Raw genomic sequence first — 26,267 nt, 5'->3', positions numbered from 1 at the left:
GCGATCGTCAGTCGATGGTCTTCAGCGCGGAGACCACGGCCGAGACGACCGGCTCGGCGTCGCCCGGCTCGAGGAAGGTCGTCGACCGGGCCACGACGAACGCGGGCGACGAGAACGCCTCGGCCGTGCCGACGCCGCCCGGGGTGTCGAAGTACCCCTCGACGCCGAAGGTCGGCACCGAGTTGCTCGTCGCGACGAGGTCGTTGGCCAGTTCGTTCAGGCTCTCGTCGTCGAAGCGGGCGACCCCGACCGTGATCGTCGCCCCGTCGGCGTCCTGCCAGGTGCAGGTCGTGCCGTCGGCGTCGGCCACGACCTCGAGGGCCTCACCGTCGCGGCTCTCGTCGCCGCTGACGTCCTCCGCCGGGACGGGGGCGAGGGCGGAGTAGTACTGCGAGAGGTTGCCGGCCGCGAGCAGGTCGTCGCAGTCGACGGTGAACGGCGTGCTCACCAGGTCGGGGGCCGGTGCCGTGGTCGCCGTCGCCTCGGCGGTGGCCGGCGACGCCGCGCTCGGGGTCGTCGTGTCGTCCGGCCCGGCCGGCGACGGGCTCGTGCACGCGCTCAGGGACAGGGCGAGGGCGCCCGTCACGACGAGGGTGCGCAGGACGACGGAGGGGCGGGTCGGGGCGTGACGCATCCCTCCATCATCGCCGACGCCCGGCTCGTCGGGGGCCTCGGCGCTGCCGGTAAGATCGACCCTCGTGACTCCCGCCGAACTCTCTACGTCCCTGCTCGCCGTCGTCCAGGGCGTCCTCGAGCGCCGCGGCACCGTCGACGTGGCGGTGACCGACGGCGACGTCGCGCTCGAGCGGCCGAAGAACCGCGACCACGGCGACTGGGCCTCGAACGTCGCCATGAAGTTCGCCAAGCGCGTCGGGACGAACCCGCGCGAGCTCGCCACCGAGATCGCGGCCGAGCTGGCCGAGGTCGACGGCGTCGCCGACGTCGACGTGGCCGGCCCCGGCTTCATCAACATCCGCGTCGACGCGGCGGCGGCCGGCCTGCTGGCCCGCTCGATCGTCGAACAGGGCGAGGCGTACGGCCGCGGTGACTACTACCGCGGCGTCACGATCGACCTCGAGTTCGTCTCGGCGAACCCCACCGGCCCGATCCACCTCGGTGGCGTCCGCTGGGCGGCCGTCGGCGACAGCCTGGCCCGGGTGTTCCAGGCCCAGGGTGCGCTCGTCACCCGCGAGTACTACTTCAACGACCACGGCGGGCAGATCGACCGCTTCGCCCGCAGCCTGCTCGCCAGTGCCCTCGGCGAGCCCACCCCCGACGACGGCTACGGCGGGCAGTACATCGCCGAGATCGCCGCGCGTGTCGAGGCGACCGTCGACGGCGACGTGCGCGCCCTGCCCCGTGACGAGGCGCAAGAGACGTTCCGCTCGGTCGGCGTCGACTTCATGTTCGCCGACATCAAGGCGTCGCTGCACGACTTCGGCGTCGACTTCGACGTCTACTTCCACGAGAACTCGCTGCACGAGTCGAAGGCCGTCGAGCGCGCCGTCGCCCGCCTCCGCGAGCTGGGGCACGTCTACGAGGCCGAGGGCGCCACCTGGCTGCGCACGACCGAGTTCGGCGACGACCGCGACCGCGTCATCGTCAAGAGCGACGGCGAGGCGGCCTACATCGCCGGCGACCTGGCGTACTACCTCGACAAGCGCGAGCGGGGCTTCGAGCGCAACCTGATCATGCTCGGTGCCGACCACCACGGCTACGTCGGCCGCATGATGGCGATGTGCGCGGCGTTCGGCGACGAGCCCGGCGTCAACCTCGAGATCCTCATCGGCCAGATGGTCAACCTGTTGCGCGACGGCGAGCCGCTGCGCATGTCGAAGCGCAACGGCACCGTCGTCACGATGGAGGACCTCGTCGACGCGGTCGGCGTCGACGCGGGTCGGTACTCGCTCGTCCGCAGCCCGGTCAACAGCTCGATCGACATCGACCTCGACCTGCTCACCAAGCGCAGCAACGACAACCCCGTGTTCTACGTGCAGTACGCCCACGCCCGCACCCGCGCCGTGGCCCGCAACGCCGAGGCCGCCGGGGTCACCCGCGACGCCTTCGACGCGTCGCTGCTGACCCACGAGACCGAGAGCGCGCTGCTCGGTGCGCTGTCCGAGCTGCCCCGCGTCGTCGTCCAGGCCGCCGAGCTGCGCGAGCCGCACCGCGTGGCCCGGTACGTCGAAGAGCTGGCCGGCACGTACCACCGCTGGTACGACACCTGCCGCGTCACGCCGCTCGGCGACGACGAGGTCACCGACCTGCACCGCACGCGACTCTGGCTCAACGACGCGGCCGGTCAGGTCATCCGCAACGGGCTCGGCCTGTTGGGCGTCTCGGCACCCGACCGCATGTGACCCGGTGCGCCGCGCCTCCTCGGTCTCGACCGCAGGAGGCGCGGCGCGCGCGGTCGCCCGGCGCCGGCTGACAAGATGGCCCGATGAGCGACATCGACTCCGACTTCTTCGAGGCCAAGCCCGTCGCCCGACGCCGGGGTCGCGGCTTCGGCATCTTCGTGTTCGTGCTGCTCGGCATCGTGGTGATCCTGGGCGTGCTGGCCGTCGTCGCCGACCTCGTGGTCCGGACGGTCGCCGAGGACCAGGCCGAGAAGCAGATCTCGCAGCAGCTCGGCGACGCGGCAGGCCCCGTCGACGTGCAGATCGGCGGCTTCTCGATGCTGTGGCAGCTCGTCCAGGGCAGCATCGACCAGGCCACCATCTCGTCGGCCGGTTCGTCCGGCGGCCTCTCGTTCGACTTCGACGTGCGGGACGTGCCGACCGACCTGTCCGGCACCACCGGAGCGATCACGGGCACCGTCACGGCCGACGCCGCGACGGTCAACGGGCTCGCCGCCGTGCAAGAGAGCGGTGGCGCGATCTCGTTCGGCGACGGCCAGGTCACGTACGCCCGCGACTTCGAGATCCCGGTCATCGGCACCGTCGTGCCGGTGGACGTCGTCGCGACCCCCGCGATCACCCAAGAGGGGCGGGTCATCTCCCTGACGCCGGTCTCCGCCTCGCTGCGCGACACCTCGCTCTCGCTCGACCTCGCTCCGTTCATCGGCGGGTACGCGTTCGACGTCTGCGCGGCGCAGTACCTGCCGCAGGGAACCACGCTCACGGGCGTCGCCGTCACGTCGTCCGCCGCGACGCTCGACGTCACCTCGCCGGGCCTGCCGATCTCGTCGAGCGGCATCGGCAGCAAGGGGTCCTGCTCCTGAGCCCGGACCACGCCGGAGCCACCCCGCCGCGGCCGCGGCCCCGGTCGTGGCCGTCACGGTCGTCGACTCTCGGTAGGCTCTGATGTCGTTCCCCGTCCCCCGATCACCCGAGGTCCGCGTGTCCCCGAACCCCCTGGCACCCGCCTGGCTCGTCGAGCCGGCCGACGCCAACGCCCTCGATCCGGTCGTGTGGTCGGCCACGGCCGAACGCTCGCCCGAGGGTGAGCTCGTGCTGGGCGGCGTCCCGGCCTCCGAACTCGTCGCGACGTTCGGCACCCCGCTCTACGTGGTCGACGAGGCCGACGCCCGCACCCGTGCCGTCGAGGCGGTCCGCTCGTTCGAGCGTGAGGCGGCCCGCATCGGCACGACGGCGACGGTCTACTACGCGGCGAAGGCCTTCTTGTCGGCCGAGGTGGCCCGCTGGGTGGCCGAGGCGGGCATGGCCGTCGACATCTGCACCGGGGGCGAGTTCGCCGTCGCCCGGGCCGCGGGCGTCGACCCGGCCCGCATGGGGTTCCACGGCAACAACAAGTCCCTCGCCGAGATCGACCGCACCGTCGAGGCGGGCATCGGCACCATCGTGCTCGACAACGCCGCCGAGGCCGACCGCGTGGCGGCCGCCGCCGAACGGCACGGACGCGTCCAACGCGTCCGCCTGCGCGTCAACTCGGGCGTGCACGCCTCGACCCACGAGTACCTCGCCACCGCGCGCGAAGACCAGAAGTTCGGCGTCCCGCTGACCGAGACCGCCGACATCGTCAAGTCGATCCGTGCGCATGACGCCCTCGAGTTCGTCGGCCTGCACTCGCACATCGGCTCGCAGATCTTCGGCTCCGACGGCTTCGCCGAGGCCGCCCGACGCCTGCTCGCCGTGCACGCCGAACTGCTCGCCACCGGACCGGTGCCCGAGCTCAACCTCGGCGGCGGCTTCGGCATCGCCTACACGAGCGCCGACGACTCCCGACCGCTCGACGAGCTCGCCGTCGCCCTGGCCGACATCGTCCAGGCCGAGTGCTCCCGCCTCGAGATCGACGTCCCGCTGCTCGCCGTCGAACCCGGGCGCGTCGTCGTCGGCCCCGCCGGGACGACTCTCTACGAGGTCGGCACGATCAAGGACGTGACGGTCTCGTCCGACGCGGGCAGCGCCGTGCGGCGCTACGTCAGCGTCGACGGGGGCATGAGCGACAACGCCCGGACGGCCCTCTACTCGGCGGACTACTCCGTGCGCATCGCGAACCGCGCCTCCTCGGCCTCGCCGGCGCTCGTCCGCGTGGCCGGTAAGCACTGCGAGAGCGGCGACCTCGTCGTCCTCGCCGACTACCTGCCCGGCGACGTCGCCCCCGGCGACCTGCTCGCCGTGCCCGCCACCGGTGCCTACTGCCACAGCCTGGCCAGCAACTACAACCACGTCGGGCGCCCGCCCGTCGTGGCGGTCCGCGACGGCCGGGCCCGCGTGATCGTCCGGGGCGAGAGCGAGGCCGACCTGCTGGCCCGCGACGCCGGCCTCGACTGAGCGACCCGCGCCTCCTGCCCTCGCGACACCCCGCACCCCGACGACGACGCACCCGAGAAACGGACTGACATGATCGAATACCGCAACGTGAGGGTCGCCCTGCTGGGCGCCGGCTCGGTGGGGTCGCAGGTGGCGCGGTTGCTGCTCGAGCAGGGTGCCGACTTCGCCGGCCGCGCGGGTGCCGGGCTCGAGCTGGTGGGCATCGGCGTCCGAGACGTCGACGCACCCCGAGACGTCGAGCTGCCCCGAGAGCTGTTCACGACCGACGTCGAGTCGCTCATCGTCGGAGCCGACATCGTCGTCGAGCTGATCGGCGGGCTCGAACCGGCCCGCAGCTACGTCCTGCAGGCGCTGAACTCGGGGGCCGACGTCATCACGGGCAACAAGGCCCTGCTCGCGAGCCACGGCACCGAGCTCTTCGACGCGGCCGAGCAGGTCGGCGCGCAGGTCTACTACGAGGCGGCCGTCGCCGGGGCGATCCCGATCATCCGCCCGCTGCGCGACAGCCTCGCCGGCGACCGCGTCCAGCGCATCATGGGCATCGTCAACGGCACGACGAACTTCATCCTCGACCGCATGGACACCGACGGTTCGACCCTCGAGGACGCCCTGGCGACGGCCACCGCCCTCGGGTACGCCGAAGCCGACCCCACCGCCGACATCGAGGGGTACGACGCCGCACAGAAGGCCGCGATCCTGGCGAGCCTCGCGTTCCACACGGCCGTGCCCCTGTCCGCCGTGCACCGTGAGGGCATCACGTCCGTCACGCACGACCAGGTGGTGGCCGCTCGCAAGGCGGGCTACGTCGTGAAGATCCTCGCGATCTGCGAGCGTCTCGTCGACGACGACGGGGTCGAGGGGGTCAGCGCGCGCGTCTACCCCGCGCTCGTGCCCCTGAGCCACCCGCTGGCGGCCGTGCACGGCGCGAAGAACGCCGTCTTCGTCGAGGCCGAGTCGGCCGGCGACCTGATGTTCTACGGCGCCGGCGCCGGGGGAGTCGAGACCGCGTCGGCCGTGTTGGGCGACCTCGTCTCGGCCGCCCGCCGCCACGTGATCGGCGGGCCCGGCGTCGCCGAGTCCACCCACGCCAACCTGCCGGTGTTCCCGATCGGACGTGTGTCGACCCGCTACCAGATCACCCTCGACGTCGCCGACCAGCCGGGCGTGCTCGCCGAGGTCGCCGGGGTGCTCAGCGATCACGGCGTGAGCGTGCACAGCGTCGAACAGACCTCCGGCGCGACGCCGGGCGTCACGGTCGAGGGCGACGGCGCGGCCACCGCTACGCTGATCATCGGCACCCACCGGGCGCGCGAGTCCGACCTCGCCGCGACGGTGACCGCCCTGAAGAACGCCACGGTCGTGAACTCCGTCACGAGCGTGCTGAGAGTCGAAGGAGCCTGATGGCCCACCAGTGGCAGGGTGTCCTGCGCGAATACGCCGACCGTCTCGACGTCACCGACGCGACCCCGATCGTCACGCTCGGCGAGGGCGGCACGCCGCTCATCCCGGCCCCGGCGCTCTCGAACCGCACGGGCGCCAAGGTGTACGTCAAGTACGAGGGCATGAACCCGACCGGGTCGTTCAAGGACCGCGGCATGACGATGGCCATCTCGAAGGCCGTCGAGCACGGCGCCAAGGCCGTCATCTGTGCGTCGACGGGCAACACGTCGGCCTCGGCCGCCGCGTACGCGGCCCACGCCGGCATCACGGCCGCCGTCCTCGTGCCCGAGGGCAAGATCGCGATGGGCAAGCTGAGCCAGGCCGTCGCCCACGACGGGCAGCTGCTGCAGATCCAGGGCAACTTCGACGACTGTCTCGACATCGCGCGCGACCTGGCGGCGAACTACCCGGTCCACCTGGTCAACTCGGTCAACAACGACCGCATCGAGGGCCAGAAGACCGGTGCGTTCGAGGTCGTCGACGTGCTCGGCGACGCCCCGGACTTCCACTTCATCCCCGTCGGCAACGCCGGCAACTACACCGCCTACACGCGGGGCTACCGCGAAGACCTCGAGATCGGTCGGGCCACGAAGCTGCCGCGCATGTTCGGCTTCCAGGCCGCGGGTTCGGCGCCGATCGTCGCCGGCGAGGTCGTCAAGGCCCCCGAGACGATCGCCAGTGCCATCCGCATCGGCAACCCGGCCTCGTGGCAGCTCGCCCTCGAGGCGCGCGACCTGACGGACGGCTGGTTCGGGGCGATCACCGACGAGGCCATCCTCGCGGCCCAGAAGATCCTCTCGGCCGAGGTCGGCGTCTTCGTCGAGCCCGCGTCGGCCATCAGCGTGGCCGGTCTGCTCGAGCGCGCCGACGCCGGCGTGATCCCCGCCGGCGCCACGGTCGTGCTGACGGTCACCGGCCACGGCCTGAAAGACCCGCAGTGGGCCCTGCGTCGAGCAGACGGCAGTGACGTGCAGCCGACCGTCGTCGCGAGCGACACCGCCCGGGTGGCCGAGGTGCTCGGTCTCGTCCCGGCCTCTGCATGACCTCCGAGGTCGTCGGTCGGTCGGTTCTGGTCAAGGTCCCCGCGACCTCGGCCAACCTGGGGCCGGGCTTCGACACCCTCGGCCTCGCCCTCTCGCTCTACGACGAGCTCGAGGTCTCCGCGACGCGTGATCCCGGAGTCCGGGTCGACGTGTCCGGCGTCGGGGCCGGCCAGGTGCCGACCGACGCGTCGAACCTCGTCGTGCAGTCGATCGCCACCGCGTTCGCCTCGGTCGACGTCCCCTTGCCGGGGCTGCACCTCCGGGCGCGCAACGCGATCCCGCACGGTCGGGGGCTGGGTTCGTCCGCCGCGGCGATCGTCTCCGGCATCATGGCCGCCAAGGGGCTGCTCGAGGGCACGGTCGAACTCGACTCGAACGCGTTGCTGGCCCTCGCGACCGACATGGAAGGCCACCCCGACAACGTCGCCCCGGCGCTGTTCGGTGGCCTCACGATCGCGTGGATGAACTCGCACGGTCCGTCGCACAAGCGGCTGCTCGTGCACCGAGGCGTCTCGCCCGTCGTGTTCGTGCCCGAGTCGACGCTCTCGACCAAGCTCGCACGAAGCCTGCAACCGGCCTCGGTGCCGCACGAGGACGCCACCTTCAACGTGTCGCGCTCGGCCCTTCTCGTGGCGGCCCTCGTGCAGAGCCCCGAACTGCTGCTCGCGGCGACCGAAGACCGACTGCACCAGAGCTACCGGGCCAGCGCCATGCCCGAGACCGACGCGCTGATCCGCATGCTGCGCGACGCCGGCCTCGCGGCAGTGGTGTCGGGTGCCGGGCCCTCGTTGCTCGTGCTCGGCAGCGACCCCGCCCAGCGCCTCTTCGCCGCCGACCTGGTCCGCGAACACGCCGTGTCGGCGTGGCGTCCGTTGATGCTGGCCGTCGATCTCAAAGGTGCTACAGTGGTGCCGCACCCGGTAGAAAACTCAGATTTCCTGGGCATCTAGCACCGTCCCCACCGTCATTCGTGGGGTCGACCGCGTGGGGTCACAAGTCTTCGAGTCCCCGGGTCGCACATCCCGTAGTGCACATCTAGCAGTGTTCGTCTGCCGATCTGGTCGGCGCGCACCGCACCTCCCCGGCCTCCTGCTCATCCCGTGCAGAGCCCGCACAGGGCAGCCCCTCGGGGCGAACCCGCACAGTGCAGGCCCGAGGCCGCGAGGTGTGACCAGCTCTGCCCCGCCGATCAACGCGGGGGAGCGAAAGGAACCCATCACTCGTGACTGACGTCCAGAACGGCGCCGCTGCGCCGTCCACGCCCGAACTCACCGCCATGCGCCTGCCCCAGCTGCAGGCCCTCGCCTCGTCGCTCGGCATCAGCGGCATCTCGAAGCTGCGCAAGGGCGACCTCGTCGCCGCCATCGCGGCGAAGCAGGGCGAGGGGGCCGCCGCCGAGGTCGCCCCCCAGCCGACGCTCGACGGTGTCGTCGACGCCGGCGTCCCGGCCTCCGTCGAGACCGCCGTCGCCGAGGGCACCGAGGCCCCCGCGACCGAGGCGGCCGAGCCCGCCGAGGCGCCGATCCGGGCCCGTCGCGGCTCGCGTCGTGCCACGTCCGCCGCCGGGGCTCCCGAGTCCCGCGGTGCCGGCGACCACGTCAACGCCGGCGAGACCGGCGTCGCCCCCCTCGTCGAGGTGCCCGCCACCGAGGCCGTCGCCGTCGACGCACCGGCCGCACCCGCGCAGGCCACCGAGCAGCCCGCCGCCGAGCAGGACGCCCCCGCCGAGCGTCCGTCGCGCCGTCGGGGCTCGCGCCGCGCCTCCGACGCGTCGGTCGCCGCCGACGCCGCCCAGCCCGGCTCGTCCGCCGACGCCCCGGCCGCCGACGCGACCGCCTCCACCGAGACGACCGAGGGCGCGTCCGCCCAGACCGCCACGACCGAGACCGCCACGACAGAGGCCGACGCCTCGGCGTCCGGCGACGACGGCACCGCCGACCAGCAGGGCCGGGGCGACCAGGGTCAGGGCGACCAGCAGGGCGCCGACCAGCAGAACGGCGGCCAGCAGGGTGGCGGCCGTCGCAGCCGCAACCGCAACCGTGGCAAGGGCGGCTCGCAGCAGGGCCAGGCCGAGCAGAACGGCCAGCAGAACGGCGGGCAGAAGGCCGACGCGTCGCAGAACGCCCCGCAGCAGAACGGCGGCCAGCAGAACGGCGGCCAGCAGAACGGTCAGCAGCGTGCCGACCAGAAGGCCGAGCAGCAGGCCCAGCGTGCCGCCGGCGAGAAGAACGACGCCGCCCGCGGCGAGCAGTCCGGCACGGGCCCGCAGTCCGGCGGCCAGGTCGATGAGGGCGGCCGTCAGGGTCGTGGTCGTCAGCGCGACCGCAAGCGTGGCCGCGGGGCCCAGAACGACGACCTCGAGCCCGAGATCGGCGAGGACGACGTGCTCATCCCCGTCGCCGGCATCCTCGACGTCCTCGAGAACTACGCCTTCGTCCGCACCACGGGCTACCTGCCCGGGGCGAGCGACGTCTACGTCTCGCTCGGCCAGGTCAAGAAGTACCACCTGCGCAAGGGCGACGCCGTCGTCGGTGCCATCCGCCAGCCGCGCGAGGGCGACCAGGGCCAGGGGCGTCAGAAGTACAACGCCATCGTCAAGATCGACTCGATCAACGGCCAGCCCGTCGACGAGGCCGCGAAGCGCGTGGAGTTCAGCAAGCTGACCCCGCTCTACCCGCAGGAGCGCCTGCGCCTCGAGACCGAGCCGCAGAAGCTCTCGACCCGCATCATCGACCTCGTGTCGCCGATCGGCAAGGGCCAGCGTGGTCTCATCGTCTCGCCGCCCAAGGCCGGCAAGACCCTCGTGCTGCAGTCCATCGCGAACGCCATCGCGGTGAACAACCCCGAGGTGCACCTCATGGTCGTGCTCGTCGACGAGCGGCCCGAAGAGGTCACCGACATGCAGCGCACCGTCAAGGGCGAGGTCATCGCCTCGACCTTCGACCGCCCCGCCGAAGACCACACGACCGTCGCCGAGCTCGCCATCGAGCGGGCGAAGCGCCTGGTCGAACTGGGCCACGACGTCGTCGTGCTCCTCGACTCCATCACGCGCCTCGGTCGGGCCTACAACCTGGCCGCCCCCGCGTCGGGTCGCATCCTCTCGGGCGGCGTCGACTCGTCGGCGCTGTACCCGCCGAAGCGCTTCTTCGGGGCCGCGCGCAACATCGAGAACGGTGGCTCGTTGACCATCCTCGCGACCGCCCTCGTCGAGACCGGTTCGAAGATGGACGAGGTGATCTTCGAGGAGTTCAAGGGCACCGGCAACATGGAGCTCCGCCTGTCGCGCCACCTGGCCGACAAGCGCATCTTCCCCGCCGTCGACGTCAACGCCTCGGGCACGCGTCGCGAAGAGATGCTGCTCAGCCCCGACGAGGTCAAGATCACCTGGCGCCTGCGCCGTGCCCTCGCCGGGCTCGACCAGCAGCAGGCACTCGAGATCGTCCTGCGCAACCTGCGCGAGACGCAGTCGAACGTCGAGTTCCTCGTCCAGGTCCAGAAGTCGGTCCCCGCCTCGAACGGACACGACTCGGGCCACAAGGAGCACTGAGCGTGTTCGAGTCGGTGGCCGTGCTGCTGTCCGAGCACGACGACCTGCAGACGCAGCTCAGCGACCCCGCGGTCCACGCCGACGCCGCGCGCGCCAAGAAGATCAACCGTCGCTACGCCGAGCTCAGCCGCATCGTGGCTGCCCACTCGACGTGGCAGCAGGCGGGCGAAGACCTCGAGGCCGCTCGCGAGCTCGCGAAAGAAGACGAGGCCTTCGCCGACGAGGTGCCCGCCCTCGAGCAGGCGCTCGACGAGTCCCAAGAACGCCTGAGGCGCCTCCTGATCCCGCGCGACCCCGACGACGGACGCGACGTCATCATGGAGATCAAGGGCGGCGAGGGTGGCGCCGAGAGCGCCCTCTTCGCGGCCGACCTGCTGCGCATGTACCTGCACTACGCCGAGTCGAAGGGCTGGAAGTCCGAGATGATCGCGAGCGACGACTCCGACCTCGGCGGCTACAAGAACGTGCAGGTGGCGCTCAAGTCGAACGCGTCCGACCCCTCGCAGGGCGTCTGGGCGCACCTCAAGTACGAGGGCGGGGTGCACCGCGTGCAGCGCGTGCCGGCGACCGAGTCGCAGGGGCGCATCCACACCTCGACCACGGGCGTGCTCGTGTTCCCCGAGGTCGACGAGCCCGAAGAGGTCGACATCAACCAGAACGACCTCAAGATCGACGTGTACCGGTCGAGCGGCCCCGGTGGTCAGTCCGTCAACACGACCGACTCCGCCGTCCGCATCACCCACCTGCCGACGGGCATCGTGGTGGCCATGCAGAACGAGAAGAGCCAGCTGCAGAACCGTGAGGCCGGCATGCGCGTCCTCCGGGCACGCATCCTCGCGCGTCAGCAAGAAGAACAGGCGGCCATCGCGTCGGACGCCCGCAAGAGTCAGATCCGGGGCATGGACCGGTCGGAGCGCATCCGCACCTACAACTTCCCCGAGAACCGCATCGCCGACCACCGCACCGGCTACAAGGCCTACAACCTCGACGCGGTGATGGACGGCGCACTCGACCCGGTGGTCGAGTCGTGCATCCAGGCCGACGAAGAGGCTCGTCTCGCCGAGATCGGCGACACCTCGTCGTGAGCGACGCCACCGCCGCGGCCTTCGAGGGCGTGACGACGGTCGACGGTGCCCTCCGCGCGGCCTCGACCGTCCTCGCGGGCGCCGGCGTGCCGTCACCCGAGGTCGACGCCGAGCTCCTCCTCGGCCACGTCACGGGCCTCGGGCGAGGGGTGGTCCGCGCTCGGGCCGTCACCTCGGCACCTCTCTCGGTCGACGAGCAGGAGGCGCTGGTCACCGCGGTCGCGCGCCGCGCCTCCCGCGAGCCCCTGCAGCACATCACGGGGCGGGCCTCCTTCCGCCACCTCGAGCTGCACGTCGGGCCGGGGGTCTTCGTGCCGCGGCCCGAGACCGAGGGCGTCGCCCAGTTGGCGATCGACGCCCTCCGGGCCGTGCCCGAGGCGTCGCCCCTGGCGGTCGACCTCGGCACCGGCAGCGGTGCGTTGGCGCTGGCGATGGCGTCCGAGGTGCCGACGGCGTCGGTCGTCGCGGTCGAGCTGTCCGCCGAGGCTGCCGTCTGGACCCGCCGCAACATCGCGGCCGTGGGGGTCGACAACCTGCGCCTGGTCGAGGGCGACCTCGCCGACGCGTTGCCCGAACTCGACGGCCTCGTGTCGGTCGTGGTCTCGAACCCGCCCTACGTGCCCACGGGCATGGTCCCGCGCGACCCCGAGGTGCGCCTGCACGATCCGGCTCTGGCCCTCTACGGCGGCGACGACGGCCTCGACCTGGTCCGGGCGCTGTCGCTGACGGCCCGACGCCTGCTCCGGCCCGGGGGAGCCCTCGTCATCGAGCACGGCGAACTCCAAGGAGGCGCGATCCGCGACCTCCTGACGGCGGACGGTTGGCGGTCCCCGGCCACGCATGCCGACCTCACCGGTCGCGACCGGGCCACCACGGCGGTGCGCTGAGCGGGTTCTCCCGGTCCGTCGCACTATCATCGTCAGGTCATGGCCACTTTTCACGACTGCTCCGTCGACTCCGAACTGCTCGCCGGCATGCGCATGGCGCGCGGTGCCATCGGGCGGGGTGAGCTCGTCGTGCTGCCCACCGACACCGTCTACGGCGTGGCCGCGGACGCGTTCGACCCGACCGCCGTCCAGCGTCTGCTCGACGCCAAGGGGCGCGGACGCCAGTCGCCGCCGCCGGTGCTCATCAAGGGGCAAGAGACCCTCGCCGCACTCACCGACCGCGTTCCCGAGGTCGTCCGCCCGCTGCTCGATGAGTTCTGGCCCGGGCCCCTCACGGTGATCTTCCGGGCGCAGGCCTCGCTCAGCTGGGACCTTGGCGAGACCCGTGGCACCGTCGCCCTCCGCGTGCCGAGCCACCGGATCGCCCTCGAGCTGCTCGAAGAGACCGGCCCCCTCGCGGTGTCGAGCGCCAACCTCACGGGTCGTCCGGCCGCCGAGTCGGCGGGCGACGCCCGACGCATGCTCGGGGACTCGGTGTCGGTGTACCTCGACGACGGCCTCGCGGGCACGTCATACGAGCACATGGCCGGCGCCAACACGGGCTCGACCATCGTCGACGCCACGGCGGGTGCCGACGGCGTCCTGCGCATCGTGCGGCACGGCGTCCTCTCCGACGCCGACGTCATCCGCGTCGTCGGGGTCGACGCCCTCGCGTGAGGTACTACCTCCTCGCGCTGGCGATCTCGGCAGCGGTGAGCTTCGTGCTGTCCGTGGTCGTCTGGCGGGTGGGCCTCAAGTACCGCCTCTACCCGAAGATCCGTGAGCGCGACGTCCACCAGACCCCGACGCCCCGCCTCGGCGGCATCGCGATGTGGGCCGGCATCGTGGTCGCGCTGCTCGCGGCGTGGTTCGTCTTCCCCCTGATCTCGGGCGTCGACTACTTCCGTCTGGTCTTCGCCGACGCGGGGCCGCCCCTGGCCATCATCGGGGCCGCGACCATCATCGTCGTGATCGGCGTCGTCGACGACCTCTACGACCTCGACTGGATGACCAAGCTGGCCGGGCAGATCATCGCTGCGGGGGTGCTGGCCTGGCAGGGCGTCCAGCTCGTCTCGCTGCCGATCGGGGGCAGCCTCGCCATCGGGTCGCCCTACATGTCCCTCGTGCTGACGGTCCTCACCATCGTCCTGGTGATGAACGCCGTGAACTTCATCGACGGGCTGGACGGTCTCGTCGCCGGGGTCGCGATCATCGCGAACGGCGTGTTCTTCGTCTACAGCTTCGTCATCTCGATCACCATCGGCCAGACCGAGTACTTCAACCTCGCGGCCTTGTTGTCCGCCGTCCTGATCGGGGCGTGCCTGGGCTTCCTCCCGCTGAACTGGCACCCGGCGAAACTGTTCATGGGCGACGCCGGTGCGCTGTTGACCGGCCTGGTCATGGCCACGAGCGCCATCTCGGTGACCGGTCAGATCGATCCGGCGGGCATCTCACGGACGGCGCTCCTCCCGGCGTTCATCCCGATCGTGCTGCCGTTCGCGATCCTCGTCGTGCCCCTGCTCGACTTCGGCCTCGCGGTCCTCCGGCGGCTCAGCGCGGGCAAGTCGCCGTTCACGGCCGACCGCAAGCACCTGCACCATCGTCTGCTCGACATGGGGCACTCCCACTTCCAGGCCGTCCTGATCTTCTACGCCTGGACGCTCGTCGCGGCCGTGGGCGGGTTGATGTTCTTGTTCGTCAAGCCGACCTACCTCGTCGCCGTCTTCCTCGGGGTGGGGCTCGTCGCCTGCACCGCCGCGACCCTCTCGCCGCTGAGCCGTCGCAAGAAGGTCGAGATCGCCGTCCAGACCACCCCGACCGGCGAGCTGTCGACGACCGCGTCCGACCGGTTCGATCCGCTCGACGCCGCGGCGGACGCCCTCGACCCGCACGACACCGACACCGCGGCCCAGGCCGTCGTGCCCGAACTGACGAACCCGAAGGACCACCCATGAACGCCAGCTCGATCTTCACGCAGATCCTCAAGTACACGGGCCTGCTCGCCCTCGTCATCGCCGTGGTCGGCGGGGGGCTCGGCTACCTGTTCGCCGGCACCGACGGACTCTGGAGCGCCCTCGTCGGCGTGGGGCTCGCCATCCTGTTCGCCGCGATCACGGCCGCGAGCATGCTCGTGGCCATCCGCTTCACGCTGGGGGCCTTCTTCGGCATCGTGATGGGCGCGTGGTTGCTCAAGCTGGTCATCTTCATCGTGCTGCTCGTCGTGCTGCGTGACCAGCCCTTCGTTGACGACGTCGTCCTCTTCCTCGCGCTCGTCGTGTCGATCATCGGCACCCTCGCGGTGGACGCGCTGGTGGTCGTCCGGGGTCGGCTGTCGTACGTCAGCGACGCGACCTTGCCCCCCGCGCCCACCGACTGACGGCGATGCGTGCACAGGGTGAAAATAGCTCGACCGATTCGTGGAAGCAAGCATTACCTTGATAGGGTTGACGACGTTCCCCGGCCGCGTCTCCAGCGTGCACGGATGACAAACCCCACCAATCGTCGCGACACTTCAGGGTGCTCGCCCCGACACAGGAGATAGCGCTGATAGCGAACGCTGTGAACCTGCTCTCCGCTGCCGAAGCCGGCCACGGGGACGGGGGATTCCACGCCCCGACTCTTGACGAGTTCTTCCCTCCCGCCATCTTCTTCGAGGGCACTCCCTTCGAGCTGAACCGCATCATGCTGGTCCGCCTCTTCGCGATCGCCGTCATGTTGCTGCTGTTCTGGCTGGCCCTGCGCAAGGGGCGGCTCATCCCGTCCCGCGGGCAGAGCATCGCCGAGCTGGGCCTCGACTTCGTCCGAATCCAGATCGTCGAAGAGATCCTCGGCGAGAAGCTCGGTCGCAAATACCTTCCGATCCTCGCGGCCATGTTCTTCGGCATCTTCGCCATGAACATCACCGGCATCATCCCCGGCCTGAACATCGCGGGCACGTCGGTCATCGCCATGCCGCTGCTGCTGGCGGTCGTCGCGTACGTCATGTTCATCTACGCGGGTTTCCGCGAGGCCGGTGGGGCGACCTTCCTGCGCAACGCGCTCTTCCCGCCCGGTGTGCCGTGGGTCATGTACATCCTGCTGACGCCCATCGAGTTCATCAACATCTTCATCGTGCGCCCCATCTCGCTGGCACTGCGACTGCTGTTGAACATGATGGTCGGCCACCTCTTGCTGGTGCTCTGCTTCGCCGCGACGCACTTCTTCTTCTTCAGCATGAGCGGGGGCTTCATGGCCTTCGGTGCGCTCACCCTCATCGGTGGCTTCGTGATGACCATCGTCGAGATGGCCGTCGCCGTGCTGCAGGCCTACGTCTTCACGCTCCTCGCCTCGGTCTACATCCAACAGGCCGCGGCGACAGAACACTAAATACAGACGACGCACGTCATCCGACGAGCATCGCCCAACCGGAAGGAAACACAAGTGGACACCACCACGATCCTCGCTGAGATCAACGGCAACATCGCGACCGTCGGCTACGGCCTCGCAGCGATCGGCCCCGGCATCGGTATCGGCATCGTCGCGGGCAAGACCGTCGAGGCCATGGCCCGTCAGCCCGAGCTGGCCGGCCGCCTCCAGGTCACGATGTTCCTCGGCATCGCGTTCACCGAGCTGCTGGGCTTCATCGGCCTCGCCGCCGGCTTCATCTTCTCCTGATCAGTTAGGACGACACACCGATGATCGAGACGATCCTCGCGGCCGAGGGTGGTGCGCCCGAAGGCGCCGCCATCTTCTTCCCCGCTGGTTACGACATCCTCTGGTCCTTGGTCGTCTTCGTGGTCATCGCTGCGTTCTTCGGGCTCTTCGCGATCCCCAGGTTCCGCAAGATCCTCGACGAGCGGGCCGAGCGCATCGAAGGCGGCATCAAGCACGCCGAGGCCGCCCAGGCCGAAGCGGCCAAGGCCCTCGACGAATACAAGAAGCAGTTGGCCGACGCCCGTGCCGAGGCCGCCCGCATCCGTGAGGCTGCGCGCGCCGAGGGCAACGAGATCATCGCCGAGCTGAAGCAGCAGGCGCAGGCCGATGCCGACCGCATCACCGCGTCCGCCCACGCTCAGATCGAGGCCGAACGCCAGGCCGCCGTGGCCTCGCTGCGGTCCGAGGTGGGGTCCTTGGCCATCGACCTCGCGTCGGGCGTCATCGGTGAGTCGCTCAGCGACGACGCCAAGGCGTCGGCCGTCGTCGACCGCTTCCTGGCCGACCTCGAGGCGAACGAGAACGCTAAGGCGGGCAACTGACGATGGGTTCCATGTCCCGAGAAGCACTCGGCTCGGCGCGGGCGGTCCTGACCGACCTCGGCGAGTCGGTCGACCTGGCGACGGGCGAGCAACTGCTCGACGCCGGCCGGGTCGTCGGCGGCTCCGTCCAGCTGCAGTCGTACCTCGCCGACCCCGCCGTCGACGTCGCGACGAAGAAGCAGCTGCTCGACCGGCTCTTCGGGTCGTTCTCCGAATCGGCACGAGCGTTGCTCGTGTCGGTCGTCGGTGGCCGCTGGTCGTCGTCCGACGACCTGCTCGCCGGCATCGAAGAAGTCGCCTTCCGGGCGATCGCCTCGACCGCACCTGCCGACAGCGGCATCGAGAACGAGCTCTTCGCCTTCGACGCGGCCGTCCGCACCGACGCGCAGCTCGAGCTCGCCATCGGTTCGAAGCTCGGTGACCCGGCTGCCAAGGCGGGGCTCGTCGAGCGACTGCTCGGCGGCAAGGCCAGCCGACAGACGGTCGCCATCGTCATGCACCTGGTCCGACAGCCCCGCGGCCGTCGCATCGGAGAACTCCTGCGGCACGCGGCCGACATCGTCGCCGACGAGTCCGACCAGCTCGTCGCCACCGTCACGAGCGCCGTCGTCCTCGACGGGGCCCACGTCACGCGGCTGGAGCACGGCTTGGCCAGGCAGTTCGGGCGTAGCCTGCGCATCAACCAGGTCATCGACCCCGCCGTCGTCGGCGGTCTCCGCGTCCAGGTGGGCGACGAGGTCATCGACGGCACCGTCGCGACCAAGCTCAGCCTGCTCCGCCTGCAACTCGCCGGCTAGTCACGCTCTCACACACAGACTCGAGGCCTCCCGAAGCCTCGCTACGAATAGGAATCACAATGGCAGACATCAAGATCAGCCCGGATGAGATTCGCGACGCGCTGAAGGACTTCGTCTCGTCGTACGAGCCCTCGAAGGCCTCGACCACCGAGGTCGGCCACGTCACGGACGCAGCCGACGGCATCGCCCACGTCGAGGGTCTCCCCGGCGTCATGGCCAACGAGCTCATCCGCTTCGCGGACGGCACGCAGGGCCTGGCCCAGAACCTCGACGAGGACGAGATCGGCGCCATCGTGCTCGGCGAGTTCTCGGGCATCGAAGAAGGCATGGAGGTCACCCGCACGGGTGAGGTCCTGTCGGTCCCCGTCGGCGACGGCTACCTCGGTCGCGTCGTCGACCCGCTGGGTGCGCCGATCGACGGTCTCGGCGAGATCGCCACCGAGGGCCGTCGTGCCCTCGAGCTGCAGGCGCCCGGCGTCATGCAGCGCAAGTCGGTCCACGAGCCGATGCAGACCGGCATCAAGGCCATCGACGCCATGATCCCGGTCGGCCGTGGCCAGCGTCAGCTCATCATCGGTGACCGCCAGACCGGCAAGACGGCCATCGCGATCGACACGATCATCAACCAGAAGGCCAACTGGGAGTCCGGCGACACCAACAAGCAGGTGCGCTGCATCTACGTCGCCATCGGACAGAAGGGCTCCACCATCGCTTCGGTGAAGGGTGCCCTCGAAGAGGCCGGCGCCATGGAGTACACGACGATCGTCGCGGCTCCGGCGTCCGACCCGGCCGGCTTCAAGTACCTCGCCCCCTACACGGGTTCGGCCATCGGCCAGCACTGGATGTACAGCGGCAAGCACGTCCTCATCATCTTCGACGACCTGTCGAAGCAGGCCGAGGCCTACCGCGCCGTGTCACTGTTGCTGCGTCGTCCGCCGGGACGCGAGGCCTACCCGGGTGACGTGTTCTACCTGCACTCGCGTCTGCTCGAGCGTTGCGCGAAGCTGTCCGACGAGCTCGGCGCCGGATCGATGACGGGTCTGCCCATCATCGAGACCAAGGCCAACGACGTCTCGGCGTACATCCCGACCAACGTCATCTCGATCACCGACGGTCAGATCTTCCTGCAGTCCGACCTGTTCAACGCCAACCAGCGTCCCGCGGTCGACGTCGGCATCTCGGTCTCGCGCGTCGGTGGCGACGCCCAGGTCAAGTCGATCAAGAAGGTCTCGGGGACGCTCAAGCTCGAGCTGGCCCAGTACCGGTCGCTCGAGGCCTTCGCGATGTTCGCGTCCGACCTCGACGCGGCGAGCCGTCGTCAGCTGGCCCGTGGTGCGCGCCTGACCGAGCTGCTGAAGCAGCCGCAGTACTCGCCGTACCCCGTCGAGGACCAGGTCGTCTCGATCTGGGCCGGCACGAACGGCAAGCTCGACGAGGTGCCCGTGCCCGACATCCTGCGCTTCGAGCGCGAGCTGCTCGACTACATGGGTCGCAACACGTCGGTGCTGTCCGACCTGCGCGAGAAGAACGTCCTGACCGACGAGATCGTCGCGGCCCTCGAGAGCGGCATCGACTCGTTCAAGCAGGAGTTCCAGACCGGTGAGGGCAAGCCGCTCGCCTCGGTCGGACGCGAAGAGTTCCAGGCCACCGACGCCGACGACGTCAACCAGGAGAAGATCGTCAAGACGAAGCGCTGACGCGCCCGTCCGACGTTCACGACTGACGAGACAACAGGAGAGTAATGGGAGCCCAACTCCGGGTCTACCGGCAGAGGATACGCTCTGCGCAGACGACCAAGAAGGTCACTCGCGCGATGGAGCTCATCTCGGCCTCGCGCATCCAGAAGGCGCAGGCCCGGATGAAGGCTTCCGGGCCGTACTCGCGGGCCATCACCCGGGCGGTGTCGGCCGTGGCGACGTTCTCGGACGTCGACCACGTGCTCACCACCGAGCCCGAGACGGTCGAGCGTGCCGCGATCGTCGTGTTCACGTCCGACCGCGGTCTGAACGGTGCGTTCAGTTCGAACACGCTGAAAGAGAGCGAGCAGCTGGCACAGCTGCTGCGCAGTCAGGGCAAAGAGGTCGTCTACTACCTCGTGGGCCGCAAGGCCCAGGGGTACTTCGCCTTCCGTCGTCGTGACGCCGAGCAGGTCTGGACGGGCAACACCGACCAGCCCGAGTTCGCCACGGCGAAAGAGATCGGCGACGCCGTCGTGTCGAAGTTCCTCACCGAGGCGGCCGAGGGCGGGGTGGACGAGATCCACATCGTCTACAACCGCTTCGTGAACATGGTCAGCCAGGTTCCCGAGGTCGTCCGCCTGCTGCCGCTCGAGGTCGTCGAGGGCATCGAAGAGCCCGGTGAGGACGAGGTCCTCCCGTTGTACGACTTCGAGCCCGATCCGACCGAGGTGCTCGACGCCCTGCTGCCGGTCTACATCGAAAGCCGGATCTTCAACGCCATGCTGCAGTCGGCCGCTTCCGAGCACGCCGCCCGTCAGAAGGCCATGAAGGCGGCCAGCGACAACGCCGACACCCTCATCCGCGACTTCACCCGCCTCGCGAACAACGCGCGTCAGGCAGAGATCACGCAGCAGATCTCCGAGATCGTGGGCGGCGCAGACGCCCTCGGATCGGCCAAGTAGAGCTCTGCACCACAGCATCATCATCCGAAGAGAGAGAAGCCATGACTGACACCGCAACCGCACCGGTCGCGACCGAGTCGGCTCCCGGCGTCGGGCGCATCGCCCGGGTCACGGGCCCCGTCGTCGACATCGAGTTCCCGCACGATGCCATCCCCGGCGTCTACAACGCGCTGACCACCAAGATCACCATCGGTGAGACGACCACGCAGATCACGCTCGAGGTCGCCCAGCACCTCGGTGACGACCTCGTCCGTGCCATCGCCCTCAAGCCCACCGACGGCATCGTCCGTGGTCAAGAGGTCATCGACACCGGAGCACCCATCTCGGTGCCCGTCGGTGACGTCACCAAGGGCAAGGTCTTCAGCGTCACGGGTGAGATCCTCAACCTCGAGGGCGACGAGACGGTCGAGATCACCGAGCGTTGGCCGATCCACCGCAAGCCCCCGCAGTTCGACCAGCTCGAGTCCAAGACCCAGCTGTTCGAGACCGGCATCAAGTCCATCGACCTCCTCACGCCGTACGTGCAGGGTGGAAAGATCGGCCTGTTCGGCGGCGCCGGCGTGGGCAAGACGGTTCTCATCCAAGAGATGATCCAGCGCGTCGCGCAGGACCACGGTGGCGTCTCGGTGTTCGCCGGTGTCGGTGAGCGCACCCGTGAGGGCAACGACCTCATCGCCGAGATGGACGAGGCCGGCGTCTTCGACAAGACCGCCCTCGTGTTCGGCCAGATGGACGAGCCGCCGGGAACCCGTCTCCGCGTCGCGCTCTCGGCCCTGACCATGGCCGAGTACTTCCGTGACGTGCAGAAGCAGGACGTGTTGCTCTTCATCGACAACATCTTCCGCTTTACGCAGGCCGGTTCCGAGGTCTCCACGCTGCTCGGACGCATGCCCTCGGCCGTGGGCTACCAGCCGAACCTCGCCGACGAGATGGGCGTGCTCCAAGAGCGCATCACCTCGACGCGTGGTCACTCGATCACCTCGCTGCAGGCGATCTACGTGCCGGCCGACGACTACACCGACCCGGCCCCGGCCACGACGTTCGCGCACCTCGACGCGACCACGGAGCTGTCGCGCGAGATCGCGTCGCAGGGTCTGTACCCCGCGATCGACCCGCTGACCTCGACGAGCCGCATCCTCGACCCCCGCTACCTGGGCCAGGCGCACTACGACACCGCCATCCGGGTGAAGGCGATCCTGCAGAAGAACAAAGAACTGCAAGAGATCATCGCCATCCTCGGTGTCGACGAGCTGTCCGAAGAGGACAAGATCACCGTGTCGCGCGCCCGTCGCATCCAGCAGTTCCTGTCGCAGAACACCTACATGGCGAAGAAGTTCACCGGTGTCGAGGGCTCGACCGTCCCCCTGAAGGACACCATCGAGTCGTTCACGGCCATCGCCGACGGCGAGTTCGACCACGTCGCCACGCAGGCGTTCTTCAACGTCGGCTCCATCTCGGACGTCGAAGAGAAGTGGGCTCAGATCCAGAAGGAGAACGGCTGATCGTGGCTGCTCTCACTGTCAGCGTCGTCTCGGCCGACCACGAGGTGTGGTCGGGCGAGGCGTCGTCGATCGTCGCTCGCACCGCCGAGGGTGAGATCGGAATCCTCCCCGGCCACGAGCCCATCCTGGCGATCTTGGCCTCGGGCCAGGTCAGGGTGCGGTTGTCCGACGGCAGCACCGTCGAGGCGACCGCCGACGACGGGTTCCTCTCCGTCGAGAACGACACCGTGACGGTCGTCGCGCGCAACGCGCAGCTCAACTGACCACGATCCGTTCGCACCGACCAGATCCATGCTGTTCCTGCTGCCCCCGTCCGAGACGAAACTCGACGGGGGCAGCGTCGGTTCACGACTCGACGTGACGGGGCTGTCGTTCGAGGCTCTCGAGGCGCCGCGCCGCGCCTCCTTGGCACTTCTCGACGAACTGTCGTGTGACGAGGTGGTGGCAGCCCGGGCGCTCAAGCTCGGGCCGACCCAAGCCCACGAGATCGTGCGCAACCGGATCGTGACGTCGTCACCGACGATGCCTGCACTGGCCCGCTACACCGGCGTCCTCTTCGACCCGCTCGCCGTGTCGAGTCTCGACGCCGACTCGTGGCGGTGGGCACACCGGCACGTCGTGGTGCACTCCGCCTTGTTCGGGTTGGTTCGAGCCGGGGACGAGATCCCGGCTTACCGGCTGTCGCACGACTCGAAGGTCGCCGGCACGACCCTGAAGAAGGTGTGGCGGTCGTCGGTGTCGCGGGTCCTGGCCGGGCTGGACGAACCCGTCGTCGACCTCCGATCCGAGGGCTACGTCGGCCTCGGGCCCGCCGGTGAGGGGTCGACGTACGTGCGGGTCGTGTCGGACGCCGGCGGCCGGCGTCGTGCCCTGAACCACTTCAACAAGAAGACCAAGGGGTTGTTCGTCCGGGCCCTCGTGACGGATCGACCCGAGTTGACGGACGTCGGCGACCTGACGGACTGGGCCCGCGCGCGGGGCTTCGTCATCGAACCGGGTGCCGAGACCGTCCTCGTGGCCGAGTCCGTCCTCGACGCGGCCGCCTGACGTCGTCGCGGTCGCGCCGGTCACCGGCACACGGTCGACGCCGGTGATCAGTCGAGGGGGACGGGGCCGTCACGGAACGCGATGCCCTCGTGACGGAGCAACCACTTCTTTGTCTCGACGCCCGAACCCACCGTGTAGCCGGTGATCCCGCCCGTCCTGCCGAGGACGCGGTGACACGGGACGAGCAGGGGCAACGGGTTGGCGGCGACCGCCCCGCCCACCGCTCGGCCCGCGCGGGGGTTGCCGAAGGTTCCCCCCAGGCGGCCGTACGTCGTGGCCGAGCCCCATTCGACCTCGAGCAGGGCCGACCAGACCGACCGCTGGAAGCTCGACCCGACGAGCCGCAGCGGCAGGTCGAATCGCGTGCGGACCCCGTCGAAGTAGCCGTCGACCTGTCGTCGGGCGGCGTCGAGCAAGCTGTCGGGACGTTCGGGCAGGTGGTCGTGAGGCAGGTTGCCGCAGCGTTCGATCGTCAGGGCCTCGACCGCGAAGTGTCGGCTGACGATCTCGATGCGCCCGACGGGGGAGTCGAACCGCACGAGCCCCGGCGGCTCGTCGTCGGCCGTCGGGCCCGGTGGCAGCGGGGGCACGAGGACGAGGTCGGTCATGGCGTCACGCTAGGACTCGTGGGGCGCGCCGGACGGCGGTCGGCATCGCCGTTGTGGACGAACGGTCTGGTCTGGCGCTTGGGGAGGACACGATGGCCACGTCGTCGCCCGTCGCGGGCGCACCTCGCACGGGCGGTAGCGTGGAGGTCCTGCCTACCGGCACGAGTGCCGGGCGCCGACGAGAGGAGCGACATGCCCAGCGAACGACCGCGCGACCCGTGGCACGAGCTGCCGGGCGTCGACGACACGGTGGTCGTCCGTCCGCGGGGCTCGACGGTGGTGCCCGACGACGAGGACACCGTCCTGCGGGCACGGGGCCGATCCACGGCGACGGCGGCGCAGGGGGTCGGTGCGTCCGCTCGACCGGCACCGCGCCTCCACGGGGTTCGCGTCGCCGGGCGCGACCTGCTCCTCGACGTTCCCGTCGTGGTGGGCCGGAGGCCGACGGCGCCTCGGGTGGTCGCCGGCGTCACACCGCGTCTCGTCGAGGTGCCGTCGCCGAGCCACGAGGTGTCGGGTTCGCACGTCGAGGTGCGCCAGCACGGTGAGACCGTGGTCGTCACCGACCTGCGCTCCACGAACGGCACGCGGGTGACCGAGCCCGGGCGGGTTCCCGTGAGTCTGCGGCAAGGCGAGTCGCTCGTAGCGCGTGCAGGCACGATAGTTGACGTAGGTGACGGGAACCTTCTCGAGATCCTGCCTCCCCAGCGCATCATCCCGACGAAAGAACCCCTCCTGTGACAGAGCTCGGCCGCCCCACGACCGCCCACGCCCTCGGCCTCGACGACGTGGGCCTGACCCTCGACTGGGCGGGGGTGACCGACGTCGGTCGGCGACGCGCCCACAACGAGGACAGCTACCTGGCCGACTCCCCGCTCTTCGTGGTCGCGGACGGCATGGGCGGGCACAGCGCGGGTGACGTCGCGAGTGACGCCGTCGTCCGACGCATGAGCGAGATCCCATCACGCCCGTTCGCCACCACGGACGACGTCGAGACGGCCTTGCGCGTCGCCACCGCAGACATCGCCGTGGCCGCGGCCGACACCGAGCTCGGGGTCGGGACGACGGCCACGGGTGCGTTCCTCTCGCGCGACGGCGACGAGGGCGACGTCGAGTTCACGGTGTTCAACGTCGGTGACTCGCGGGTCTACCTGTTCGAGGACGGCCTCCTGCGACAGGTCACGGTCGACCACTCGGTCGTCCAAGAGATGGTGGACGCCGGTCTGTTGCACGCGGACGACGCCGAGAAGCACCCCGACAGCAACGTCATCACCCGGGCCGTCGGCTTCGACGTCGATCCCCGGCCCGACTACTGGCGCCTGCCGGCCCGACCGGGCCTGCGCCTCCTGGTCTGCTCGGACGGCCTGACGAAAGAGCTGCCCGCCGCACGGATCGCCGACCTGCTCGCGAGCGTGGAGGGCGCAGAAGCCGCCGCCACGGCACTCGTCGAGGCCGCCGTCGACGCGGGCGGTCGCGACAACGTGACGGCCGTCGTCGTCGACGTCCGCGGCAGTTCGACGTCGGACGCCGACTAGCCGACCACGCTCGTCAGGACGCCTCGTCCCCCGAAGTGGGGGGACCGAGCCCGTCCACAGACGGGCGGGCGGGCCTCTCGGGGGTCGGTGCCCCCCGTTTAGAATGACAGCGGTCGGACCGACGCCGACCGGCTCTGCCGAGCCGACCCCGCAACGATCCCCGAGGAGGCGACGTGGCTCGACGACTGCCGTCCGCGCCGCCCGTGCTGCCGGGCTTCTCCCACGTCCGCGTCCTGGGGTCGGGTGGCTTCGCCGACGTGTTCTTGTACGAGCAGAACATGCCGCGTCGCCAGGTCGCCGTCAAGGTCATGCTGAGCGAGGTCGTGAACGACCAGGTCCGGCAGATGTTCCAGGCCGAGGCCAACCTCATGGCCCAACTCAGCGCCCACCCGTCGATCCTCACGGTGTTCCAGGCGAGCGTCTCGGCCGACGGGCGCCCGTACCTCGTGATGGAGCTCTGCTCGTCGTCCCTCAGCGAGCGGTACCGCCGCGACCGCATCCCCGTCGCCGACGTGCTGCGCATCGGGGTCAAGATCGGCAGCGCGGTCGAGACCGCTCATCGTCAAGGTGTGCTGCACCGCGACCTCAAGCCCTCGAACATCCTCATGACGGCCTACGGCCACCCGGTCCTGTCCGACTTCGGCATCGCCGCGTCGCTCAGCGAGAGCGAACCGCAAGAGGTCGTGGGCATGTCGATCCCGTGGTCGGCGCCCGAGGTGCTGCTCGACGAGACGAACGGCACGATCGAGTCCGAGGTGTGGTCGCTCGGTGCGACCGTCTACTCCCTGCTCGCGGGACGCAGTCCGTTCGAGGTGCTGGGCGGTGACAAGAACGGTGCGTCGGACCTGATCGGCCGGATCGACAAGGCGAAGCTCGTGCCGACCGGCCGGACGGACGTCCCGCCGACGCTCGAGCGTCTGCTCGCGCGATCGATGTCCCGGCGGCCCGAACAGCGTCAGGCCAGCGTGCTCGAGTTCGTGCGCGAGCTCCAGCAGGTCGAGAGCGAACTCGGTGCAGCGCAGACGCCCATCGAGGTGGCCGTCGACGACTGGGCCCTGGCCACCGTCGCCGACCTCGAGGACAAGACGCGCCTCCGAGGGGTCACGCCCGTGCAGGCCTCGCGTC

General features: G+C 70.0%; 26 protein-coding genes. 24 read left to right on the top strand and 2 right to left on the bottom strand.

Features of this window, described 5'->3' with window-relative positions:
• Positions 1–7: 7 nt before the first annotated feature.
• Positions 8–634 (bottom strand): hypothetical protein, encoded by a 627-nt coding sequence (locus ITJ55_RS03320; protein WP_194594064.1) that lies wholly within the window; start codon positions 632–634, stop codon positions 8–10.
• Between the two features lie 64 nt (positions 635–698).
• On the opposite strand from ITJ55_RS03320, the gene argS reads away from it, so the two are divergent.
• From argS to ITJ55_RS03215, 21 genes are all read left to right on the top strand, one after another.
• Positions 699–2,360, top strand: a complete 1,662-nt coding sequence (argS, locus tag ITJ55_RS03315; RefSeq protein ID WP_194594063.1) for an arginine--tRNA ligase — start codon at positions 699–701, stop codon at positions 2,358–2,360.
• 83 nt (positions 2,361–2,443) lie between these two features.
• Positions 2,444–3,223, top strand: coding sequence for a DUF2993 domain-containing protein (locus tag ITJ55_RS03310; protein ID WP_194594062.1), 780 nt, complete (start codon positions 2,444–2,446; stop codon positions 3,221–3,223).
• Between the two features lie 118 nt (positions 3,224–3,341).
• Positions 3,342–4,736 (top strand): diaminopimelate decarboxylase, encoded by a 1,395-nt coding sequence (lysA, locus tag ITJ55_RS03305; RefSeq protein WP_194594725.1) that lies wholly within the window; start codon positions 3,342–3,344, stop codon positions 4,734–4,736.
• 69 nt (positions 4,737–4,805) lie between these two features.
• The gene (locus ITJ55_RS03300) at positions 4,806–6,137 is read left to right on the top strand and encodes a homoserine dehydrogenase (protein ID WP_194594061.1); all 1,332 of its coding nucleotides are present in this window, start codon (positions 4,806–4,808) and stop codon (positions 6,135–6,137) included.
• Complete coding sequence (gene thrC / locus ITJ55_RS03295; protein WP_194594060.1) at positions 6,137–7,219, top strand: threonine synthase; 1,083 nt, start codon at positions 6,137–6,139, stop codon at positions 7,217–7,219. The genes ITJ55_RS03300 and thrC overlap by 1 nt, the downstream gene beginning before the upstream one ends.
• Positions 7,216–8,169 (top strand): homoserine kinase, encoded by a 954-nt coding sequence (gene thrB / locus ITJ55_RS03290; protein WP_194594059.1) that lies wholly within the window; start codon positions 7,216–7,218, stop codon positions 8,167–8,169. Before thrC ends, thrB begins: the two co-directional genes overlap by 4 nt.
• 272 nt (positions 8,170–8,441) lie before the next feature.
• Complete coding sequence (gene rho / locus ITJ55_RS03285; RefSeq protein WP_194594058.1) at positions 8,442–10,766, top strand: transcription termination factor Rho; 2,325 nt, start codon at positions 8,442–8,444, stop codon at positions 10,764–10,766.
• A gap of 2 nt (positions 10,767–10,768) precedes the next feature.
• Positions 10,769–11,851, top strand: a complete 1,083-nt coding sequence (gene prfA / locus ITJ55_RS03280) for a peptide chain release factor 1 (RefSeq protein ID WP_194594057.1) — start codon at positions 10,769–10,771, stop codon at positions 11,849–11,851.
• A complete protein-coding gene (gene prmC, locus ITJ55_RS03275; protein WP_370543993.1) occupies positions 11,848–12,738 on the top strand; it encodes a peptide chain release factor N(5)-glutamine methyltransferase in 891 nt (296 codons plus the stop codon). The genes prfA and prmC overlap by 4 nt, the downstream gene beginning before the upstream one ends.
• Positions 12,739–12,777: 39 nt before the next feature.
• The gene (locus tag ITJ55_RS03270; RefSeq protein WP_194594056.1) at positions 12,778–13,455 is read left to right on the top strand and encodes an L-threonylcarbamoyladenylate synthase; all 678 of its coding nucleotides are present in this window, start codon (positions 12,778–12,780) and stop codon (positions 13,453–13,455) included.
• Entirely contained in the window at positions 13,452–14,732 is a 1,281-nt protein-coding gene (locus tag ITJ55_RS03265; protein WP_194594055.1) for an MraY family glycosyltransferase, read from the top strand. The genes ITJ55_RS03270 and ITJ55_RS03265 overlap by 4 nt, the downstream gene beginning before the upstream one ends.
• A complete protein-coding gene (locus ITJ55_RS03260) occupies positions 14,729–15,154 on the top strand; it encodes a hypothetical protein (RefSeq protein WP_194594054.1) in 426 nt (141 codons plus the stop codon). Before ITJ55_RS03265 ends, ITJ55_RS03260 begins: the two co-directional genes overlap by 4 nt.
• 182 nt (positions 15,155–15,336) lie before the next feature.
• On the top strand, positions 15,337–16,143 hold the full coding sequence (gene atpB / locus ITJ55_RS03255; RefSeq protein WP_194594053.1) for a F0F1 ATP synthase subunit A: 807 nt from the start codon (positions 15,337–15,339) through the stop codon (positions 16,141–16,143).
• Between the two features lie 54 nt (positions 16,144–16,197).
• Positions 16,198–16,431, top strand: a complete 234-nt coding sequence (gene atpE, locus ITJ55_RS03250) for an ATP synthase F0 subunit C (RefSeq protein ID WP_043594505.1) — start codon at positions 16,198–16,200, stop codon at positions 16,429–16,431.
• Positions 16,432–16,451: 20 nt separating this feature from the next.
• Positions 16,452–17,012, top strand: a complete 561-nt coding sequence (locus ITJ55_RS03245) for a F0F1 ATP synthase subunit B (protein WP_194594052.1) — start codon at positions 16,452–16,454, stop codon at positions 17,010–17,012.
• A gap of 2 nt (positions 17,013–17,014) precedes the next feature.
• A complete protein-coding gene (locus tag ITJ55_RS03240; RefSeq protein ID WP_194594051.1) occupies positions 17,015–17,809 on the top strand; it encodes a F0F1 ATP synthase subunit delta in 795 nt (264 codons plus the stop codon).
• A gap of 59 nt (positions 17,810–17,868) precedes the next feature.
• The gene (gene atpA / locus ITJ55_RS03235) at positions 17,869–19,506 is read left to right on the top strand and encodes a F0F1 ATP synthase subunit alpha (protein ID WP_194594050.1); all 1,638 of its coding nucleotides are present in this window, start codon (positions 17,869–17,871) and stop codon (positions 19,504–19,506) included.
• 44 nt (positions 19,507–19,550) lie between these two features.
• Positions 19,551–20,450, top strand: coding sequence for a F0F1 ATP synthase subunit gamma (locus ITJ55_RS03230; RefSeq protein ID WP_043594511.1), 900 nt, complete (start codon positions 19,551–19,553; stop codon positions 20,448–20,450).
• A gap of 41 nt (positions 20,451–20,491) precedes the next feature.
• Entirely contained in the window at positions 20,492–21,952 is a 1,461-nt protein-coding gene (atpD, locus tag ITJ55_RS03225; protein WP_194594049.1) for a F0F1 ATP synthase subunit beta, read from the top strand.
• Positions 21,953–21,954: 2 nt separating this feature from the next.
• The gene (locus ITJ55_RS03220; protein WP_056256999.1) at positions 21,955–22,215 is read left to right on the top strand and encodes a F0F1 ATP synthase subunit epsilon; all 261 of its coding nucleotides are present in this window, start codon (positions 21,955–21,957) and stop codon (positions 22,213–22,215) included.
• A 28-nt stretch (positions 22,216–22,243) separates the two neighbouring features.
• A complete protein-coding gene (locus tag ITJ55_RS03215) occupies positions 22,244–22,999 on the top strand; it encodes a YaaA family protein (RefSeq protein ID WP_194594048.1) in 756 nt (251 codons plus the stop codon).
• A 47-nt stretch (positions 23,000–23,046) separates the two neighbouring features.
• Here the strand turns inward: ITJ55_RS03215 and ITJ55_RS03210 are convergent, their stop codons facing one another.
• Positions 23,047–23,607: a methylated-DNA--[protein]-cysteine S-methyltransferase gene (locus ITJ55_RS03210; protein ID WP_194594047.1), complete on the bottom strand. Its 561-nt coding sequence runs from the start codon at positions 23,605–23,607 to the stop codon at positions 23,047–23,049.
• Between the two features lie 192 nt (positions 23,608–23,799).
• On the opposite strand from ITJ55_RS03210, the gene ITJ55_RS03205 reads away from it, so the two are divergent.
• The 3 genes from ITJ55_RS03205 to ITJ55_RS03195 all read left to right on the top strand — a co-directional run.
• Positions 23,800–24,348, top strand: coding sequence for an FHA domain-containing protein (locus tag ITJ55_RS03205; protein WP_194594046.1), 549 nt, complete (start codon positions 23,800–23,802; stop codon positions 24,346–24,348).
• The gene (locus ITJ55_RS03200; protein WP_370543992.1) at positions 24,345–25,142 is read left to right on the top strand and encodes a PP2C family serine/threonine-protein phosphatase; all 798 of its coding nucleotides are present in this window, start codon (positions 24,345–24,347) and stop codon (positions 25,140–25,142) included. Before ITJ55_RS03205 ends, ITJ55_RS03200 begins: the two co-directional genes overlap by 4 nt.
• Before the next feature lie 173 nt (positions 25,143–25,315).
• Positions 25,316–26,267 (top strand): serine/threonine-protein kinase (locus tag ITJ55_RS03195; RefSeq protein WP_194594045.1); only part of this gene is annotated, 952 nt, incomplete at its 3' end.

The sequence above is a fragment of the Frigoribacterium sp. VKM Ac-1396 genome (assembly GCF_015350895.1).
Classification (GTDB): domain Bacteria; phylum Actinomycetota; class Actinomycetes; order Actinomycetales; family Microbacteriaceae; genus Frigoribacterium.
This window is presented reverse-complemented; position numbering and strand designations above follow the sequence as displayed.

Excerpts from the sequence above, each read along its gene's own strand:
- ITJ55_RS03320 (WP_194594064.1), bottom strand. The coding sequence starts at position 634 with ATGCGTCACGCCCCGACCCGCCCCTCCGTCGTCCTGCGCACCCTCGTC.
- ITJ55_RS03310 (WP_194594062.1), top strand. The coding sequence starts at position 2,444 with ATGAGCGACATCGACTCCGACTTCTTCGAGGCCAAGCCCGTCGCCCGA.
- ITJ55_RS03300 (WP_194594061.1), top strand. The coding sequence starts at position 4,806 with ATGATCGAATACCGCAACGTGAGGGTCGCCCTGCTGGGCGCCGGCTCG.
- thrC (WP_194594060.1), top strand. The coding sequence starts at position 6,137 with ATGGCCCACCAGTGGCAGGGTGTCCTGCGCGAATACGCCGACCGTCTC.
- thrB (WP_194594059.1), top strand. The coding sequence starts at position 7,216 with ATGACCTCCGAGGTCGTCGGTCGGTCGGTTCTGGTCAAGGTCCCCGCG.
- ITJ55_RS03270 (WP_194594056.1), top strand. The coding sequence starts at position 12,778 with ATGGCCACTTTTCACGACTGCTCCGTCGACTCCGAACTGCTCGCCGGC.
- ITJ55_RS03260 (WP_194594054.1), top strand. The coding sequence starts at position 14,729 with ATGAACGCCAGCTCGATCTTCACGCAGATCCTCAAGTACACGGGCCTG.
- ITJ55_RS03245 (WP_194594052.1), top strand. The coding sequence starts at position 16,452 with ATGATCGAGACGATCCTCGCGGCCGAGGGTGGTGCGCCCGAAGGCGCC.
- ITJ55_RS03240 (WP_194594051.1), top strand. The coding sequence starts at position 17,015 with ATGGGTTCCATGTCCCGAGAAGCACTCGGCTCGGCGCGGGCGGTCCTG.
- atpA (WP_194594050.1), top strand. The coding sequence starts at position 17,869 with ATGGCAGACATCAAGATCAGCCCGGATGAGATTCGCGACGCGCTGAAG.
- ITJ55_RS03230 (WP_043594511.1), top strand. The coding sequence starts at position 19,551 with ATGGGAGCCCAACTCCGGGTCTACCGGCAGAGGATACGCTCTGCGCAG.
- atpD (WP_194594049.1), top strand. The coding sequence starts at position 20,492 with ATGACTGACACCGCAACCGCACCGGTCGCGACCGAGTCGGCTCCCGGC.
- ITJ55_RS03215 (WP_194594048.1), top strand. The coding sequence starts at position 22,244 with ATGCTGTTCCTGCTGCCCCCGTCCGAGACGAAACTCGACGGGGGCAGC.
- ITJ55_RS03210 (WP_194594047.1), bottom strand. The coding sequence starts at position 23,607 with ATGACCGACCTCGTCCTCGTGCCCCCGCTGCCACCGGGCCCGACGGCC.
- ITJ55_RS03205 (WP_194594046.1), top strand. The coding sequence starts at position 23,800 with ATGCCCAGCGAACGACCGCGCGACCCGTGGCACGAGCTGCCGGGCGTC.